Source organism: Terriglobia bacterium (genome assembly GCA_020073205.1).
GTDB lineage: Bacteria > Acidobacteriota > Polarisedimenticolia > Polarisedimenticolales > JAIQFR01 > JAIQFR01.
This window is the reverse complement of record JAIQFR010000035.1, coordinates 1-17,397: the sequence shown is the minus strand read 5'-3', so window position 1 is coordinate 17,397 and position 17,397 is coordinate 1. Positions and strand designations below refer to the sequence as shown.

Sequence of the window (17,397 nt, the reverse complement as noted above, 5' to 3'; positions counted from 1 at the left end):
AGGAGGCCGCGAGCGCCGGGCGCGCCTCTCCCTAAACGAGCCACCACTTGACGGCCCCGACGCACGCCGCCGCAAGGATCAGCCAGGCGGAGCCGACTCGGAACCGGAAGAGGAGAAGGGCACCCATCGCCGCGAGCGACGCGGTGACAAGGTCCACCAACGCGTCGCGAGCGAGGTGCGCGGTCACGATGGCCATGAGCGCGAGCGAGGCGACGTTCACGCCGTCGAGGAACGCGGCGGCTGCCGGCGATCTGCGGAGACGCGGAATCAGCCGACCGCCGACCGCAACCAGGACGATCGAGGGGAGGAAGATCGCGACCGTGGCCACGACCGCGCCGAGGGGCCCGGCGAGCAGGTAGCCGATGAAGGTCGCCGTGGTGAAGACCGGGCCGGGCGTGACCTGTCCGACCGCCACCGCGTCGATGAGCTGTCCGGGGGTGAGCCAGTGCGTTCGCTCGACGAAATCCGCCCTTAGGAACGCCAGCAGCACGTAACCGCTTCCGAACACGACCGCGCCGATCTTGAGGAAGATCAGGAAGAGCTTCGCCAGGCTGAAACGGAGGGCGGGGGACCATGCCCCGGGAGCGGTCGCCGCGGCCAGGAACAGCATCCCTCGGGATCGCCCGGCCGGCCGAAGCCGGATCGCGGTCATCGCGTGGAGGAAGCCGGCGGCGAGGAGCACGACAAGAGGTCCGACTCCCAGCAGCGTGGCTCCCCCGGCTGCCGCGCCCAACGCGAGGAGCGTCTTCGTCTTGATCGCGGTCCGTGCGAATCCGACGAGCGCCTGCACGATGATCGCGATGATCACGGCCTTGACACCGTAGAGGACCGCCCCGACCTGGGGCAGGCGGCCGAATCTCACGTAAGCCCACGCGAGCGCGGTCACCATCGACGCGGCGGGCAAGATGAAGCAGCACCCCGCGACGAGGAGCCCGCGCCACCCCGCGCGCCGGTGGCCGACGAAGATGGCGACCTCCGTCGAGCTGGGGCCCGGGATGAGGCTGGAGGCGCCCACGAGATCGAGGAACTGTTCCCTGGAAAGCCAGGCGGCGCGCCGGACGAACTCGTCCTCCATCATCGCGATGTGAGCGGCCGGGCCGCCGAACGCGATCGTCCCGAGCTTCAGGAACGGGCGGACGAGCGACGCCGCCGAGGAGGGAGGGGCCCGGCCCGTCAAGGACGTCGCTTCCGGCGGACGAGAAAGGCGTCGACGGACCAAGTGCCGGACCCTGCGGCCGCGAGGAACAACAGTCCGCAGAGCATGGCAACGTCCGTCCGGGCCTCGGCCTCCATTGGCCAGAACCCGCTCTTGAGCAGAATGGGAATCTTCGTCGACGCGATCGCGACGGAGATCACGCCGACGAGCGGAATCGCGGCGAGCCGGGTGAACAGACCCAAGAGTATCAGCGCTCCGCAGCCGATCTCGACGACCCCGACAAAAGGTGCCATCGCCTGCGGCGCCGGGATCCCGATGTGCTCGAAACGCCCGGCGCCCCACTGTGCGGTGAAGAGGAACTTCTTGATCCCCTCGAGTAGGAAGATGCCGCCGACCGCAAGGCGAACGAACAATGCAGCCGCCGGAGCGCGGGACGCCGCGGCCCACTGGAGCACGCCCTTCATCGCCTGCCTCCCACGCACTATCGTACTCCGCGAACCGGCCGCCCTGGGGGCGGCCGGGACGCCTCAGGCTTCGTCGGCCGGCGCGATCGGAACGACGAGGGGGCGGCCGGTCGCGGGATCGATGCGGACTTCCGCGCGCACGCCGTAGACGAGCCGGAGGTTTAGGGGAGTGAGTACCTCGTGAGGCGGGCCGTCCGCGGCGACCGCTCCCGACTGGAGCAGCACGATGCGGTCGGCGAAGCGTCCGGCGAGATTCAGATCGTGGCTCGCGATCAGGAGGGTGAGGCCGGTCTCACGGTTCAGCCGGGTCAGGAGATCGTAGAGGAGGAGCCGGTGCCGGAGATCGAGAAAGGCCGTCGGCTCGTCCAAGAGGAGCAGCTTCGGCTCCTGGGCCAGAGCGCGCGCCAGGATCACGCGCTGTCGCTCTCCCCCCGAGAGGCCGAGGAACGGACGCTCCGAGAGGCCGGACACCGCCGTCCTGCGCATCGCCTCGTCCACGACCTCGTTATCGTGCCGGCCTTCTAGACCTAGGAGGCCGAGGTGAGGCGCGCGGCCCATTCGCACGACCTCTCGAGCGGTGAAATCGAACGCCGGCCGCGATTCCTGCGGGACCACCGCCACCTCGCGCGCTCTCTCGGCGGCGGGGATCACTGCCAGCTCGCGTCCGCGGAGCAGGATGGTGCCGGCGTCCGGCCGTAGGCTGGCAGAGGCCAGTCGGACCAGCGTGGTCTTTCCCGTGCCGTTCGGGCCGAGCACGGCGGCGATCTCCCCCTCCGCCAACTCGAGGGTAAGACCGTCGAATACGGGCGCCTCGCGGTACGCGAAGCGGACCGAGCGGAACTCGAGTGCTCCCGACACGGCCTCACGCCTCCCGGAGCCGGCGGAGAAAGAGCGCAAGAAAGAGAGGGCAGCCGATCAGCGCGGTCAGCACGCCGACCGGAAGCTCGACCGGAGCGACGAGCGTCCGTGCCCCCGTGTCGGCGAGGACCAGGAACGTCGCCCCCCCGACCGCGGATGCCGGGACGAGCGCACGATGGTCGCTGCCGAACGCGATTCGCATCGCGTGGGGGACGATCAGCCCGACGAAGCCGATGAGCCCTGTGAATGCGACGGCCGCGGCGGTGACGAGCGAGGCCGCGACGACGACCGCCCACGTCGTTCGCTCCACGTCCACGCCGAGGTTCCCGGCGGTCTCCTCGCCGAACGCGAGGAGGTTCAGGCGGTGCGAGAGCCCCATGAGGAACGCGAGTCCCGAGGCCACGAACGCGCCGGCGCCGAGGACCACCGGCCACGGAGGCGATCCCACCGCGCCGACCAGGAACGACATCACTCCCTGGAACCGGCTCGAGTCCCCGACCGTCAGCAGGAAGAGGATCACCGCGGAATCGAAGGCGTTCAAGACCACTCCCACGAGGAGGAGCGCCATCGAACCGGTGCGGCCTCGCAGCCGGGCGAGCCGGAACAAGACCCAGAGAGTCAAGAGCGCGCCCAAGAAGGCGGCGGCGGGGCGCGCGAGCGGACCTCCCAGCGGGTCGCCGCCGGCGATCGCGATGAAGACCGCGGCGCCGAGCGCCGCACCGCCCGAGACACCGAGGATGTACGGGTCGGCCAGCGGATTCCTCAGGATCGCCTGGAAGGCCGTCCCCGCACCTGAAAGCGCGGCGCCGACGATCGCGGCGAGGAGGATGCGCGGAAGCCGCACCTCCAGCAGGATGGCGCGGGTGGGCGCGTCGGCCCGCCCCAGGACCAGATCGACGAGTCCACCGAACCCCGCAGGACTCGCCCCGACCCCGAGCGCGACGACCATGGCCCCGCCGAGCCCCAGCAGTAGGACGGCGCCGAGCCACACGTTGCGCCCCCGCCGGGCCGGGATGCTCACGACTTTCCGCCACCGGCGGAACGGGGCTCGATCCGCGGGTGGAGAAGAGCGGCGAGGCCCTCCACGGCCTCGGCGACCCGCGGGCCGGCGCGTAAGGCCGTGGTCGCGTCGATCACGAAGACGCGCTCGTTTCCCACCGCCGGGATCGACGACCATCGCTTCCAGAAGTCGAGGACGCGGCCCGGCCCCCCGGCGTCCTGGGAGTCCATCCGTGCGACGATGATCGCCTCGGGGCCCGCGGCCAACACGGATTCGATCCCGATACGCGGGTACCGCGGCTCCCTCACGATGTTGCGGCCTCCCGCGAGCTCCAGGATCTCGGACGGGAGTGTGCCGGTCCCGGCGGCGACGAGCGGCTCCAGCTGAACGCAAAACAGCGTGGGAACCGGGGTGTCCCGTCGCACGCGCGCAGCGGTCGCCTCGATTCTCGCGCGCAGGGCCCCGGAAAGCGCCCGGCCCCTCGCCTGGACGCCGCAGACGCTCGCGACACGCTGGATCGCATCGTAGGCCTCCGCTAGCGTCTCACAAGGCACCACCTCGAGCCGGATCCCGAGCCGCCGTATCGCGAGCGCCGCCTCGCGGTTTCCGGCGGCCGGCGAGACCAGCGCAAGGTCGGGGGAGAGGGCGACCACCGCCTCGACCGAGGGATCCACGAATCCCCCGATCTTCGGGAGCCGGCGCGCCTCGGGAGGCCAGTCGCAGTACTTGGTCACGCCGACGACCCTGTCTCCGAGACCGAGGGCGAAGAGGATCTCGGTGAGCGCCGGGCTCATGGAGACGATGCGCGACGGTGCGGACTCAGGCGGAGACGCCGGTGCGCCCGCCGGAGGGCCGCCGCACCCGGAAGCAAGGAACAGGAACGCGGCCACTGCCCGGGCCGCCCGGCTCATCGGATTTGATCGAGTCGTGGCGGAGTTCCTCTCGGGCGCCCTCCGGCTCACCCGAGCCGGCGCGCGCCGGAGATGCTATCCGCCGCGGGGGTCGCTGTAAAGCGAGCGCCCCGCCGGTCCCACGGGCCCCAGCTATCGCGGTGACTCGCGCGGCGTCACGGCTCGAAGCGGAGCTTCTCGAATTTCCAGACCTTGACCGGCACGCCGTCCTTGAGCGCGGGCTCGTAGGTCCAGCTGCGCGCGGCTCTCTCCGCGGACTCGTTCAGGTCGGATCCCGGAATCCCCTGGATGACCTGAACGTCGGAGACCTTCCCCGTCTCGTCCACGAGGATGTTCAGGAAGACCGAGCCTCGCTGGCGGAGCTGCCGCGCGCGCGCGGTGTAGGCGGGAGCGTCTCGCTTGACCGTGACGGGTGCGGAGTCCACCTCGTCGAGATTCATGAGGGCGCCGCGGGTGACCGTCTTCTTCGGCGCGGGAGAGGGCGCGGCTCCGGCTCCGCTGCTGGAGGGATTCGGCGCCTGAGAGGAGGCCACCGGGGGCGCAGCCTGTTGCTGCACTACGGCGGCTGGCACGACAGGTCGAGCCTCTTGGACGACCGGAGGGGGCGACCCTCCCTGCGCTGGCAACTCGCCCTTGTGCGATGCCGGGGCGGCAGCGTCGTTCCTGGCTTCCTGGGCGACTCTGGGGGCGGAATGGCTTTGAGCGACCGCCAGTGGTTCCTCGACACGGACAGGGGCAGGTCTGGGTAGAGCAGCGGCGGCGGGCGGGGCGGAGACCGGGGTCTTGGGACGCGGGTCGGGCTTCGTGGCCGGGAGGTTTGCGGTGGCTCCACGACGACCCGCAACAGGGACCTTCTTCACCGGGCTCGCCGACAAGAGATCGTTTCGCGCGACCTTGAGCCCTTCCTCACTTGAGGACACTTTGCCTTCGACGAGGGGAGAGCCCTGCGCGACGCTCTTGGAATCTTCCGGCCCATTGCGATTGGCGGTGCCGAGCATCAAGTACAGGGCGCCGGAGGCGACGACGCCGACGACAGCGACCCAAACCCACCAGGGAGCCCGAGGCCTTGGGTGCGACCCCACGGGAAGAATCACCGAGTCCCGGACCGAAGCCGCTACGGCGACCCGTGGCTCCTCGCGAATCTCGGGTCGGGCCGCGACGGCCGGAAGCGGCTCTTCACGGCGAGAGGGTTCTTCGTGACGCGGCTCCGCGAGGGCGCTGGTTTGCGCCGGGGATACTGCGAGAGGCACCCCCCCGGTCGAGGACGGCCGCTCAAGACCGGAGCGGCGGCGCTTTCGTGCCCGGGTGGCGTCGAATCGCACCACGTGCGGGTCCGCCTCGGTCCAGGCGTCTTCTGACTCGACCTCGGTCGATTCGCCGGCCGGGAGAGTCTCGGTCACCGGAGATCCCGCCGCGGCCATGGTGAAGGTCGGCTCGGCCGTCGAGATGGCCGGAAGACGCCCGATCGGCGGTTCGAACGGTTCGGCGAAGCTCGCGGCGGGGGAGGGCTCGAATGATGGATCGAGATTTTCCACGAGGACCGTTTCCGGAACCGCGGCCGCGGTCGCCAACATTTCCGGTCCGAGGTCGGGAACGACGGCAGCGCCGGGCCACGACGGGAGTCTCATCCCGTCGTCCGGGAGGATCGCGTCGAGCCGCGCCATGATCTCCTCTTCCGTCAAGTCCGCGACGATGGCGGCCGCGGAGGAAGACGACAGGCCGCTCGAGCGGATCTCTCCCGGGTTCTTGGCGCCGGTGAACTCGGCCTGGGTCCGTTGGAGGACGGGTGACTGTGCTGACGCCTTCGCAGGCGCCACGGGTGCCGACCGGTCGGCTTGTTCCTGGGGGGCCACGCCGCCGCTCAGAAACCGACCACACAGCTCCACGAGCCGCTCGGGCGCGATCGGCTTCTCGATGTACTCGTCGCATCCGTAGATGTGAAGCGCCTGGGTGCGGTACTTCCGACCCTTGTAAACCGCTGTCGTGATGAGAACCGGCGTCCTCTTCCCCTGGGGCGACTTCTTGATCGTCTGGCAAACCTCGAAGCCGTGTTTCTTGGGGAGCATCGCCTCGATCAGGACGAGGTCCGGCTTGATCCGGCCGAAAGCCTCGAGGCCGGCCACCCCATCGGTGGCGACTTCGACCTTGTACCCGGCCTGCGCCAATGGAATACGTGCCGCGTCGATACTCTTCGGCTCGTAGTCGACGATCAGTATCGTATAATCCGCCATCGGACCACCCAGGGCCGTCGCTGGACGGGCGGTCCGGCCTGTCCCCGCGGCCGGATGCCGGGCCGGCGAGCAGTCCGCCCCCTCCGGTGAACTCCCGACGGTGCCCGGGGAAACATAGGGTCCGGGTACCCGGCTTTCAAGCACGTCGAGGCGTGGTCATTTGCTCCGTCTTACCGCCGATATCGACCCGTCTTGGGATGCGGCGCTCCTCGAGGCCGCGGGGCTCGAGGGTTCACGCGCGAGGCGGGTTTTGCTGTTCCTTGAGGATCGGGAGGATCTCCGTATCGAGGTCAGTCCGGAGGGCGTTCAGGAATCGGTGCAGTCGAGGCTGCGTGGCCTTTCGGTCAGGGGAGGGCCTGGCGGATGTTTCGAGGCCGCGATCGCGGACCCTTCGCCGTCGGACGCCCTCCCGCTCGCCGAAGCGGCGGCGGCGGGAGCCGCGCCCAGGTGGAGCGCCAAAGGCCAAAAGGCGGACGCGGGGTCGCGAATCGACCCTCGCGCCGCGCTCGTCAATCTCGAGCGACTCGTAAGGGTCGCGGAGCGAGCGGTGGGAAGGAAGGGAAGCCTGATCACGGCGAGGTGGATCGCTTTCCGGCAGGGCGTCCGGGTCGCCGGGCCCGGACGGGACATTGCGGCTGACTTGAGGATGGGGTGCCGCGTGAGGCTCGACGTCCGGGTCAGCGGACGCGGGACCGAGGGCAAGGCCGTAGGTGAGCGAGTCCTCAGGACGGGTCCCGTGAAAGGGCTCGAATCGCTGGCCGCAGCGGTGGTCCAACGCGCCTTTGCCCGATTGGACGCGAGGGAGGCCCCGCGAGGCAAGTTTCCCATCGCCTTCGCGCCCGGCGTGGGCGGTATCCTGATCCACGAGCTGGTCGGTCACGCCTTGGAGGCGGACACGGTTCGGCGCGGCGCATCGGCGCTCGCGGCCGCCGCGGATCCGATCGCGACGAAACAAGTGCTGATCGTCGACGACCCCCGCCGGGGCCGGGCGGCATGGCGGCTGGATGACGAGGGTGAGGAAGCGATGGCGACCACCCTTGTCCGGGATGGGAAACGTGCCGGGTTGATTCATGACCAGAGGTCGGCCGAGGCCGCTGCCGCATCCCCGAACGGACACGGCCGACGGTCGTCATTTCAGGAGCCGGTGCGGCCAAGGATGGGTTGCACGTTTCTGGCCGCCGGCACGCTCGATGCCGCGGAAGTGCTCGAGGGCATTCCGCGCGGCGTCTACATCCATCGCATGGAGGCCGCGAGCGTGGACACCGCCACGGGTGAGGCCACGTTCCGAGTCACCGACGCGGACCTCGTTCAGCGGGGCCAGCTCGATCGCCCGCTCAAGCCGTTCGTGCTCGCGGTGGCCACGCGTGAAGCCCTGTCCACGCTCGACCGAATCGCGTCCGACCTCGCCTTCGATACCTGCATCGGGTCGTGCTTGCGCGACGGTCAACCCCTGGCCACGAGCGTCGGCGCGCCGACATTCAGGACGGGCTTGACCACGGTCATCCCATGAAGGGAATTGAAAGTTCCTGCTCCCCGCGGACCGAACAGGGTCCCCGTGGGGATTCGCATCACTGCAATGTGCGAGGTCTCTCGTGCCGTCAGGCGGCGGTCGAGAGCGTTCTCCTCGATGCGAAGCGGCTTCATCGTAGAGCGCGCGGCGCGGCGCAAGGCTCGAGCATCGAGATCTTCTATCGGTTCAGTGAGCGCGTCCGCGCCAGCGTGGAGCCTCCCGAGACGCGGATTCGATCTCATTGGGCAAGGGAAGAGGGCATGGCGCTCCGAGCACGACGCCGTGGCGAGGGGTATTCGTTCGTCGCGTGCTCGGGCGGCGGCCGCGATGCGCTCGACCGCGCATTGTCGCTCTCACGTCAGGCCCTTTCTCAGGGAACGCCCGAGGAAGAGTTGTGGGCGACCGGAACCGGGGAGGCCCTGCTCGACCTGGAGCCTGGCCTGGTGCTGCCGGGGTTAACGGAACTCGCCACCTGGTTGAACGAAGCCGTCGCTCTCGGCGAGAAATCCATGGGTGGGACGGGGCAGGTCTTGGGAGCAGCATGGGTGGAGGCCGGTCTGACGGTCGAGACGCTCGTGGCTGAAGGTGGCCTACTGGCAGCGCGCTCCCGTGGACGGGTCTGGGCACTGGCCATGGTCCGGAACAACGGTCGGACGTCGCTCCCGGAACGGCCGAAGGTCCTAGCTGCCAGGTCGCTCAAGGAAATGGCGACCGACGGATGGGCTATCTCGAAAGATAGGGACGCTCTCCGGGCCGCCTCGGGGCGCGCGCCGGACGTCGGCGACCTCGCGATCACCGGAGATGCTGCTGCGCTCCTCGTCGCGAGCCTCGTCAACAGATTGCACGGATCAGGGGCCATGGCGGGGCAGACCGTGGGTCGAGCTTGGCGCGTTCGAGACGATCCCTGGGATCCGGCCGGGCTCGCCGGTGGTCGGTTCGACGATGCGGGATTCCCGACGAGTCTCCTCGTGCTCGCGGACGGGTCGAGCGTCGTGGGTCGGCTCGGGCTCCGCGGCCACTTGCGCCGGCCGTCGTTCCGGGATCTCCCGACACCCATGTTTACGACCCTTAGGGTCGAAGGAATGAACGATCCGATGCCCGGCGGGGGATTCCGGGCGGCTGGCCTGCGGATTCACCGTTTGGAGGCTGACCGTTGGATTCTGGACTTGGAAGGGTCTTGGATCCACCGGGGCCGTCCCGCGGGGGGACTCGAACGATTGCAACTGGGCGTCCGGCCACAGGATCTCGTCGCCCGCTGCACCGGCTCCACCGGCCAGGCCGTCGGCCACGCCAACGGTGTCGTCACCCCCACGCTGGTGTTCGAGGGTATCCGTTTCGATTGAAGCGTACGTCCCTTGTCAGGGTCTAAAATCCAACAAGCCTACGGAGAGGAGGCCCTCGGCGACGGGTGCCGTTTCCGGCGAACGGGGAAGGAGTCGTGCGAGCCGCTCCAGCGTCCTCGGCACCCCCTCGAGATAACGACGCCGTCCCAAGACCGTCGCCTGGTAGCCGAACGTCCCCAGGGCTTTGATCAACCGCTGCGCCGCGACCACGACGAGCCCTGCCTCAAACACGTCGCGGGGTGGGGCGCCTGGAAGGGTGTCACGGAACGACTCGATCAGGCTCGAAGAGAGATCATCATCGAGACTCGCGTACGCATCGTATACGAGGGACACGAGATCGTAACCGAGTGGACCCCGGCGGGCGTCCTGGATGTCCACCAACGCAAGCGATTCGTCGTCGCGCACCATCAGGTTCCGACTGTGGAAGTCTCGATGGCAGAGCACGGGATGAGCGCAGTCCGCAGCGCGTTCCGCGAGGTCGTGGAGGGCCGCGACGAGGCCGGCGGGTGCGGCGCGGACTCCCGCCAGGCCGGCGGCGTAGTGCTCGAGGAAGAAGTCCATCTCGAACCGGAGTCGCTCCGAGTCGAGCGCGGGGCTCGACGCGCGGTTAGAGCGCCCGAGAGAGGCCGTACCCCGGGTCGCGATCGCCACCGCGAGGGAAACTGCCTGTTGGTACAGTCGCTCCCGCGCGACGGTATCCCCCGGCTCCAGGGCGGCAAGGGTGCTCTCGAGCGTACGGCTTCCGAGGTCCTCGAGGACGAGACAGCCCTCCTCCGGTCTGACATGCTCGACCCGGGCCACCGGGAGCCCGGCTTCCTGGAACAGGCGCGCGAGCCGGACATCGTCCGTCTCGCCGTCGAATGGCGCACCGTAGTCCATCAGGATCCAGGAAACGCCGCCAACGGGTATGATCCGGTAGAACCTGCGAGTGGAAGCGTCGCTGGCCACCGGTTGCACGCTCGAGCCGGGAAAGAGCCGCTCGACAAGGGCCGCTGGCCCCGGGCGAAGAGCCCAGCTCAATGCCGGGCCTCCCCGAGCGGCCTGATCAGCAGCCCTTCGCGCCTTTCTGTGTGCGCGGGGAGAATCGAGGCGGGGTCGGTCTCGCCACAGATCATCACGCCCTCGATGTCGAGCCCGGCCGGTATTTCGGTGCCCGGGCCCACAATGACGCGCCGAAGTCGGCTCCCGGGGCCGATCCACGCTTCCTCGAGGATCACGGAATCCTCGATCACGGAGCCCTCCCCCACGAGCGCCGCGAGCCCGATCGCCGAGCGACCACGGATCTCGACCCCATTGTGGAGGTCCGCCCCCGGGCCGAGCGCGACGGTCGCGCGACCGACATTCCGGATCGGGTCGGTCTCGAGGATCGCATCCCGGACCTCCGGACGAAGGTCGAGCAGGCCCAACGAGTTCTCGAGGAAGTCGAGAGGAGAGCCGAAGTCGAACCAACGCCCGGTGTGATGGTAGGAGGCGAGCCGTCCTTCGGCAGCGAGACGGCGATAAACGTCCCGGACGATATCGCTCGTGCCGTGGCTCGGGATCAGGTCGAGAACCTCCTCTTCGATGAACTGGAGCCCGGTGAACAGGCTGCGTCGCGCGACGTTCTTAGGGTCGGTGGCGGGGGCGCCAGCGAGAGAGAGCACCCGCCCGTCGGCGTCCACCTCGACCACCGAGTAACCCGGCCGGGAAGGGATCAGGACGAGCGTGGCGGGGCAGCCGCTCGCCCGGTGCGCCACCGCCGCCTGCAGCAGGTCCACGTCGTCGAGGAAGTCGGAGTTCCGGACGAGAATCGTGCCGTTGCCGCGCAGAAAGCGTCCGGCATGCCGCAGGCCTCCGGCGGTCCCCAGAATTCGCTCCTCCGGCGAAACGTGGAGCCGTTCGACGCCGACGCTCGGCGTTTCCGCGAGGGTCGAACGGAGGCGCGCCGGGAGGTGGTGGAGGTTCACCGCCACCGAACTCGCGCCGTGCCGCGCGAGCCGCCTCAGGATTTCGAGGATCAACGGGCGCCCGAGCACGGGGATCGCCGGCTTGGGGACCGTCAAGGTGAGGGGAAGCATCCGCTCGCCGAGCCCCGCCGCCAGGACCATGGCCTTCATCGGGGGGCCTCGTTCCCGGAGCCGGTCGGGAACACGAGATCGCCGAGCTCGATCCCCAGGACGGCCGCGCGCTGTTCCTGAAGCTGCCGGTAGGTCGCGAGAATGTACTGAGACTCCGAGTAACCGAGGCTCGCCGCGACCCGGTCGATTGCGTCCGGCTCTCCTTCGAGCTCGACGAAGCATCCGATCGGGGTCTCGTCGAGCGCGATTTCTAGCCCCTCGAGGGCGAACGTCGTCCTGTACTTCTGGTAGCGGTAGCGTGGCGCGAGCCCGAGACCTTCCAGGATTCGCGCCGTCGCATCGGGGTCGCCGACCACGGTTTCGTGCTCCACGCGCACCTTGTGCCGGTGCTCGCCGGGAACCGGCGCCTTGTACGTCAGGATCGCCCGCCCGCCGGACCGCCGAAGCCGCAGGAGGCACCCCGCGGAGCGCAGCGGATCGCCGCGGAGGTCGTAGAGGACGTTGTCCTCGAGCTGTCTCTCGCGCTCGGGCCGCGCGCCGATCGACAGCAGGCGCGCCGCCGCCTCGGCGGGAGATGCGAAGCGGAGCTTGACCTCGGTTTCCCTGCCGGGAAGAGCCATCGAAATCCATGATACACCTCTCGACCACGGTCAAGCCGTGTCGCGATGGTTGACACGCGCCCGCTCGCAGTGCACGGTTATCGGCCGGATCCATGGCACCCGTCGTGCGCCGGAATCCCGGGTGGGAGCTTTGCTTGGAGGCGTGGAAGGCCAGCCACTGGAGGTTGCCGGTGCTGTCCGGCGTGCTCTTGGCCGCCGCCTACTTCGCCGTGCCCCCGCTCCTGCCGAACTTCGTCGCGTTCCTGCCGATGCTCCTCTGGCTCGATGCGAACCGCGATCGACCGCGCAAGGAGCGTCTACGCGCTGCGTTCCTTTTCGGCCTCCTGGCGTACTTGCTGGGACTGACCTGGATGCGGTCCATGCTGGAGTACTCCTGGCTCGCGGCGGTCCTTTACATCGCTCTCGCGTTCGGGTTCGCCGCCTATGCAACGGCGGCGCTGACCCTTGCGGCGTGGCTCCGGCATTCGGCACGGTGGTCCTGGGGAGCATCCCTGCCCGTGGCGTGGATCTCCCTCGAGTGGGAGCGAAACCTCACCGATCTGCGCATGACCGCGGACCACATGGGCCATACCCTCGCGGGCTACCCGTTCCTGGTCCAGTTCGCGGACCTCGTCGGTCCGTACGGCGTCGGCGCGCTGTTGCTCGCAGCGAACGGGCTCCTCTACGAAGCGTGGCGGAGCCGTGGTCGGCCGGCCGGGCGGCGCGCAGCACTCGTCCTCGCGGGGTTCGGAGCCGTGGTGCTCCTGTACGACGCCTGGGCGTGGACCCACCCGCCGCAGCCGTCCCGCACCGTGCGAGTCGGGATCGTCCAACCGAACGTGCCGCTCGACGTCAAGCACGGCCTCAAGACGGAGGCCGAGCAGTGGCGGACGCTATCGGCCATGAGCCAGGAAGCGACGGATCGGGGTGCCCAGATCGTGATCTGGCCGGAGACCTCTCGCCCGTGGCCCCTGCGGCACTGGGTGGACCGGGGCACGACCTTCGTCATGCCGGAAACCCAGGCGCTCGCCCGTCGGACGAAGGCGGACTACGTCGTGGGGGTCGAGTACTACCGGATCCGGGACGTCGGGCACCAGGACTTCTACAACGCGTCGATGGTGGTTCACGCGAACGGCGTGATCGATTCGGAATGGAGCGCGAAGATCTACCTGGTCCCGTTCGTGGAGGGGATCCCGTTCGAAGGGGTGCTCGGGCCGGTGCTCGCGGGACGCGAGGGCGAGATGCGTTGGATGGCGGGCGGGTTCAGTCGGGGTCCGCGAGTCAACCCGCTGCCGGTACGGGATTTGCGGGTCGGAACGATGATCTGCTACGAGGAGCTGTACTTCGACCTCGCACGGCGCCTCAGGAACGCCGGGGCGGATTTCGTGGCGATCATGACCAACGACGCCTGGTTCGGACGGACGTTCTTCCAGGGATACCAGGCGAACACGGTCCGAATGCGGGCGATCGAGAATCGCTGTGCGTTCGTGCGTGTCGCGAACACGGGGATCTCGGGGTTCGTGGACCCGCTCGGCCGCTATCACGGGTGGACCGACCTCGACGTTGCCGCAACCGAGGTCCACGAGGTGCCGCTGATCCCCGGGCGCTCGGTTTACGGGAGGACCGGGGACGTCGTCGCCTGGCTCGCCATCGCGGGGCTCGGGGCGGGAATCTGGGCGTCTGCGCGGGCGGATCGCAGGCTTCGTCGGCGAGAGGAGATGTCATGAGCTGGGTACTGGCGGATCTCACCTGGGAGGCGTTTAGAAACCGCGTCCCGTCGGAGCTGGATGCCGCGATCGTGCCGATCGGCACCCTCGAGGCCCACGGGGCGGTCCCTTTGGGCACGGATCTCCTCATCCCGGGGGCGCTCGCGGCCGATCTGGCGCCTCGCGTCCCCGCCCTGATTGCGCCCCCCGTCCCGTATGGGGTCACGAACTCGCTCCTGCCGTACCCCGGATCCACGACGGTGTCTTCCGCCACGTTCGTCGCGTACCTCTTCGAGGCCGCAGCGGGACTTGCCGACGCGGGCTTCCGCCGGATCGTCCTCCTGAACGGCCACGGCGGACAGAGCCGGGAGGTGTCCGACGTGGTGGCGCGGCTCTGGGCGGAGAAACGGGTGTACTCGGTGGCCGTCGAGTGGTGGGGGCTGGGGCGCCAGCCGGGCGTCGAGGTCTACGGCGACTACGTGTCGGGGCACGCCGGCGTCGAGGAGACTGCAATGGTCCTCGCGATAGCGCCGGACCTGGTGGACGCCGCGCGCGCCACGACGATCCGGAGGGCGCCGGTGCGCGAAGGGGTCAAGGCACGCCCCTTCCCCGCGAGCATCATCCTCGAGCGCCCCGAGCGGGACGGCGACGGCGCTCCCGTCCTCGACCGGGTCAAGGCCGCGGAGTTCCGGCGGCGCGTCGCCACCGCGGTCCTCGCGGCGATCCACGACGTGTTCGAGGGGTGGGAGGAGCTGCGGGGAAGGTAGGGAGACCTCTCAATTCGTCGAGACCGCGGGACCGGAGTCCACGACCACGCGGTCCTTTCCCAGCTCCTTGGCGCGGTAGAGCGCCCGGTCGGCCGCGCGCACCAGCGCGTCGGCGCTCTCCACGTCCAGGTGGGAGGGGTAGGTCGCGACGCCCGCGGAGACCGTGAGGCGCGCCGGCCCGTCGTCGGGCACGAACACGTACTCGCGCACCGCGGCACGGATGCGCTCGGCGACCCGCGCCGCCATCGAGCCCGCGGTGTGGGGGAGGATCATCGCGAACTCCTCGCCGCCGTACCGCGCCGCGATGTCGGTGCCGCGCGCCCCGCCGGCCACGAGCGTGGCGAACTCCCGGAGCGCCCGGTCGCCCGCCGGGTGGCCGAGGGTGTCGTTCAGTCGCTTGAAGTTGTCGAGATCGAACATGACGAGGGAAAGCGGCATGCCGTAGCGCTGGGCGCGGAGCCACTCCTCGGCCAGCCGGCGCTGGAAGTGCCGGAAATTGGAGAGCCCGGTCTTCTCGTCGATGACCAGGAGCTCCTCGAGCTGCTCGTTGCTCGCCTTGAGCTCGCGGGCCGTGCTCTCCAGCGTCATGTACAGCTCGCGCTTCCTCAGCATCGCCCGGATCCTCGCGTCCACCTCCTCGAACGCGAACGGCTTGACGACGTAGTCGTCCGCACCCGCGGCGAACGCCTCGACCTTGTCCTCGACGCTGTTCGACGCCGACAGGAGGATCACCGGGATGCTCTTGGTCGAGAGGTTCCTCTTCAGCCCGCGGGCGACGCCGTGCCCGTCGAGGACCGGCATCATGAGATCGAGGAGGATGAGGTCCGGCTGCTCCCGGGCGGCGACCTTGAGCCCCTCGTCGCCGTCCCGGGCCTCGAGGATGTCGTACGGCTGCCCGCGGAACCAGGTGCGCAGCAGCCGCGCGGTCTCCGGATCGTCGTCCACGACCAGGATTCGGGTAGCGGCCTCGATCCTAGCAGGACGAACGGCCATCGTCTCTCAGTCCATCTGTTTCCGCAGGAACGCGGGGACGTCGAGGTCGTCCTTCGTGACGCTCATGTTCGGGGTCCAACCCTCGTCAGTGGTGTCGAACTCCAGCTTGTCGGTGTTGCCGTGGCGCAGGAATCGATCGGGGTTGCGGACCACGGCAGGCGGAGGCTCCTGAACGATCGCGGCGGAGCGGGCGGCCCGGCGCTCGACCCCCGACAGCGCGGCGATCGCGCGATGTTCCTCCCGGACGAAGCCGGTGGCGATCACCGTGACCTTCACGCTGCCTTTCATCGCACGGTCGATCACCGTGCCGAAGATGATGTTGGCGTCGGGGTCCGCGGCCTCGTGGATGATGCCCGCCGCCTCCGAGACCTCGTGCAGCGTCATGTCCTCCCCGCCGGTGATGTTGATGAGCACACCGCGGGCGCCGTGGATGGACGCGTCCTCCAGGAGCGGCGAGGAGATCGCCCGCTGCGCGGCCTCGACGGCCTTGTGCTCGCCGTCCGCGATGCCGGTTCCCATGAGGGCCATCCCCATGCCGGACATGATCGTCTTCACGTCGGCGAAATCCAGGTTGATCTCCCCCGGCACGGTGATCAGGTCGGAGATCCCCTGGACCGCCTGCCGGAGGATATCGTCCGCCATGAGAAAGGCCTCGGCAAGCGGGGTCCCCTTCTCGACGGTGTGCAGGAGCTTGTCGTTGGGGATGGTGATCACCGTGTCGACGACCTGCCGAAGCGCGGCGAGACCCTCCTCGGCCTGAGACTTGCGCCGCCTTCCCTCGAAGTCGAACGGTTTGGTCACCACGGCGACCACGAGGGCGCCCAGCTCTCGCGCCAGGTTCGCAATGATCGGCGAGGCCCCGGTGCCGGTGCCGCCGCCGAGCCCGGCGGTCACGAACACCATGTCCGCGCCGCTCAGGTGCTCGCTGCGTGGAGCACTGAAGCGAATCGTGGAGTTCGCTGTCTCCATCGTGAAATGCGATTCCTGTTTTGTATATGTGCTGGAGGACGATGAACTCGTTTTGCGGGCGTCCAAGAACCCGCATCCGGAGGAAGTGGATCATTTGCGACTCGGTGTGGGAGAAGGAATTACCGGCTGGGTAGCAAAACACCAACAACCTGTAGCCATCGCGCGCAACGCTTTCCACGATCCGCGTTTTCAATTCTTTAACGAACTTCCTGAAGACCGCTATGAGGCGTTCCTCTCCGTGCCTATTCTTTGCCGGGGCAGGCTCGTCGGGGTCCTTAATTTGCAGCACCGTCAGCCGCATTTTCACACCAGGCGGGAGATCCGGTTGCTTTCCACGATTGGCTTTTTCGTCGGCGCCGAAATCGAGATGGCGCGCCTGGAAGAAAAAAGCTCGCAGCTTTCCGATGAGCTCGATGCGCGCAAGGTGATCGAACGCGCCAAGGGTATCCTCCAACAAGAATTAGCGGTCAGCGAAGAAGAGGCCTACCTCAGTCTGCGGAAACAAAGCCGCCAGATGCGGAAGTCCATGAAAGAAGTTGCGGAGTCCATTATCCGCGAGCACGGAGAGCGCACTCCGAAGCGATTCTTGGCTTGAGAATTGTGCGCCTATCATGATCCTCTTCCGAGGAACGCTCTAGCGGTTGCTTAGCCCTGCCGGGATATCCCAATTATACGTGGTTCGTTTTCTCCCCTCCGTAGCGCCGGGCGCCCCCTGAGTGCAGATCTGGGTCGACGCCGACGCATGCCCCCAGGTCATCAAGGAGATCCTCTACCGGGCCGCCGACCGCGCGCAGGTCCTCACCACGCTGGTCGCGAACACCGCGCTGCGCACC

General features: G+C 68.7%; 16 protein-coding genes. 5 read left to right on the top strand and 11 right to left on the bottom strand.

All coding sequences use genetic code 11. The annotated features are described in order from the left end of the window. Positions 1-31 precede the first annotated feature (31 nt). The 6 genes from chrA to LAO51_09305 form a co-directional block, all read right to left on the bottom strand. Positions 32-1,177, bottom strand: a complete 1,146-nt coding sequence (chrA, locus tag LAO51_09330; protein MBZ5638941.1) for a chromate efflux transporter — start codon at positions 1,175-1,177, stop codon at positions 32-34. Continuing rightward, positions 1,174-1,620, bottom strand: a complete 447-nt coding sequence (locus tag LAO51_09325; protein MBZ5638940.1) for a DoxX family protein — start codon at positions 1,618-1,620, stop codon at positions 1,174-1,176. The genes chrA and LAO51_09325 overlap by 4 nt, the downstream gene beginning before the upstream one ends. A gap of 63 nt (positions 1,621-1,683) precedes the next feature. Then, positions 1,684-2,478, bottom strand: coding sequence for an ABC transporter ATP-binding protein (locus LAO51_09320; GenBank protein ID MBZ5638939.1), 795 nt, complete (start codon positions 2,476-2,478; stop codon positions 1,684-1,686). 4 nt (positions 2,479-2,482) lie between these two features. Then, complete coding sequence (locus tag LAO51_09315) at positions 2,483-3,499, bottom strand: iron ABC transporter permease (protein ID MBZ5638938.1); 1,017 nt, start codon at positions 3,497-3,499, stop codon at positions 2,483-2,485. Then, positions 3,496-4,272: a helical backbone metal receptor gene (locus tag LAO51_09310; GenBank protein ID MBZ5638937.1), complete on the bottom strand. Its 777-nt coding sequence runs from the start codon at positions 4,270-4,272 to the stop codon at positions 3,496-3,498. The genes LAO51_09315 and LAO51_09310 overlap by 4 nt, the downstream gene beginning before the upstream one ends. 272 nt (positions 4,273-4,544) lie before the next feature. Next, entirely contained in the window at positions 4,545-6,620 is a 2,076-nt protein-coding gene (locus LAO51_09305) for a TonB family protein (protein MBZ5638936.1), read from the bottom strand. Positions 6,621-6,780: 160 nt separating this feature from the next. Between LAO51_09305 and LAO51_09300 the strand changes: the two genes are divergently transcribed. Further along, positions 6,781-8,130: a TldD/PmbA family protein gene (locus LAO51_09300; GenBank protein ID MBZ5638935.1), complete on the top strand. Its 1,350-nt coding sequence runs from the start codon at positions 6,781-6,783 to the stop codon at positions 8,128-8,130. Between the two features lie 260 nt (positions 8,131-8,390). Continuing rightward, positions 8,391-9,473 (top strand): hypothetical protein, encoded by a 1,083-nt coding sequence (locus LAO51_09295; protein MBZ5638934.1) that lies wholly within the window; start codon positions 8,391-8,393, stop codon positions 9,471-9,473. 15 nt (positions 9,474-9,488) lie between these two features. Here LAO51_09295 and LAO51_09290 read toward each other — a convergent pair whose 3' ends face one another. Genes LAO51_09290 through LAO51_09280 form a run of 3 tightly spaced genes read right to left on the bottom strand, consistent with a single transcriptional unit; the run spans position 9,489 to position 12,150 of the window. Further along, positions 9,489-10,493 (bottom strand): phosphotransferase, encoded by a 1,005-nt coding sequence (locus tag LAO51_09290; GenBank protein MBZ5638933.1) that lies wholly within the window; start codon positions 10,491-10,493, stop codon positions 9,489-9,491. After that, complete coding sequence (locus LAO51_09285; GenBank protein ID MBZ5638932.1) at positions 10,490-11,569, bottom strand: NDP-sugar synthase; 1,080 nt, start codon at positions 11,567-11,569, stop codon at positions 10,490-10,492. Before LAO51_09285 ends, LAO51_09290 begins: the two co-directional genes overlap by 4 nt. Then, positions 11,566-12,150, bottom strand: a complete 585-nt coding sequence (locus LAO51_09280; protein ID MBZ5638931.1) for a class IV adenylate cyclase — start codon at positions 12,148-12,150, stop codon at positions 11,566-11,568. Before LAO51_09280 ends, LAO51_09285 begins: the two co-directional genes overlap by 4 nt. Before the next feature lie 134 nt (positions 12,151-12,284). Here LAO51_09280 and lnt point away from each other — a divergent pair, with 134 nt between their 5' ends. Both lnt and LAO51_09270 read left to right on the top strand, forming a co-directional pair. Further along, entirely contained in the window at positions 12,285-13,856 is a 1,572-nt protein-coding gene (lnt, locus tag LAO51_09275; protein ID MBZ5638930.1) for an apolipoprotein N-acyltransferase, read from the top strand. Further along, the gene (locus LAO51_09270) at positions 13,853-14,602 is read left to right on the top strand and encodes a creatininase family protein (protein ID MBZ5638929.1); all 750 of its coding nucleotides are present in this window, start codon (positions 13,853-13,855) and stop codon (positions 14,600-14,602) included. The genes lnt and LAO51_09270 overlap by 4 nt, the downstream gene beginning before the upstream one ends. Before the next feature lie 9 nt (positions 14,603-14,611). Here LAO51_09270 and LAO51_09265 read toward each other — a convergent pair whose 3' ends face one another. After that, positions 14,612-15,595: a diguanylate cyclase gene (locus LAO51_09265; GenBank protein ID MBZ5638928.1), complete on the bottom strand. Its 984-nt coding sequence runs from the start codon at positions 15,593-15,595 to the stop codon at positions 14,612-14,614. A 6-nt stretch (positions 15,596-15,601) separates the two neighbouring features. Continuing rightward, positions 15,602-16,564, bottom strand: coding sequence for a cell division protein FtsZ (gene ftsZ / locus LAO51_09260; GenBank protein MBZ5638927.1), 963 nt, complete (start codon positions 16,562-16,564; stop codon positions 15,602-15,604). Here ftsZ and LAO51_09255 point away from each other — a divergent pair. After that, positions 16,545-17,159: an ANTAR domain-containing protein gene (locus LAO51_09255; protein ID MBZ5638926.1), complete on the top strand. Its 615-nt coding sequence runs from the start codon at positions 16,545-16,547 to the stop codon at positions 17,157-17,159. The two genes, ftsZ and LAO51_09255, sit on opposite strands and share 20 nt — an antisense overlap. The last annotated feature ends 238 nt before the right edge of the window (positions 17,160-17,397 follow it).

Coding starts and splice junctions, on each gene's coding strand:
- LAO51_09325 (MBZ5638940.1), bottom strand. CDS start 1,620: ATGAAGGGCGTGCTCCAGTGGGCCGCGGCGTCCCGCGCTCCGGCGGCT.
- LAO51_09310 (MBZ5638937.1), bottom strand. CDS start 4,272: ATGAGCCCGGCGCTCACCGAGATCCTCTTCGCCCTCGGTCTCGGAGAC.
- LAO51_09305 (MBZ5638936.1), bottom strand. CDS start 6,620: ATGGCGGATTATACGATACTGATCGTCGACTACGAGCCGAAGAGTATC.
- LAO51_09295 (MBZ5638934.1), top strand. CDS start 8,391: ATGGCGCTCCGAGCACGACGCCGTGGCGAGGGGTATTCGTTCGTCGCG.
- LAO51_09285 (MBZ5638932.1), bottom strand. CDS start 11,569: ATGAAGGCCATGGTCCTGGCGGCGGGGCTCGGCGAGCGGATGCTTCCC.
- LAO51_09280 (MBZ5638931.1), bottom strand. CDS start 12,150: ATGGCTCTTCCCGGCAGGGAAACCGAGGTCAAGCTCCGCTTCGCATCT.
- LAO51_09270 (MBZ5638929.1), top strand. CDS start 13,853: ATGAGCTGGGTACTGGCGGATCTCACCTGGGAGGCGTTTAGAAACCGC.
- LAO51_09265 (MBZ5638928.1), bottom strand. CDS start 15,595: ATGGCCGTTCGTCCTGCTAGGATCGAGGCCGCTACCCGAATCCTGGTC.
- ftsZ (MBZ5638927.1), bottom strand. CDS start 16,564: ATGGAGACAGCGAACTCCACGATTCGCTTCAGTGCTCCACGCAGCGAG.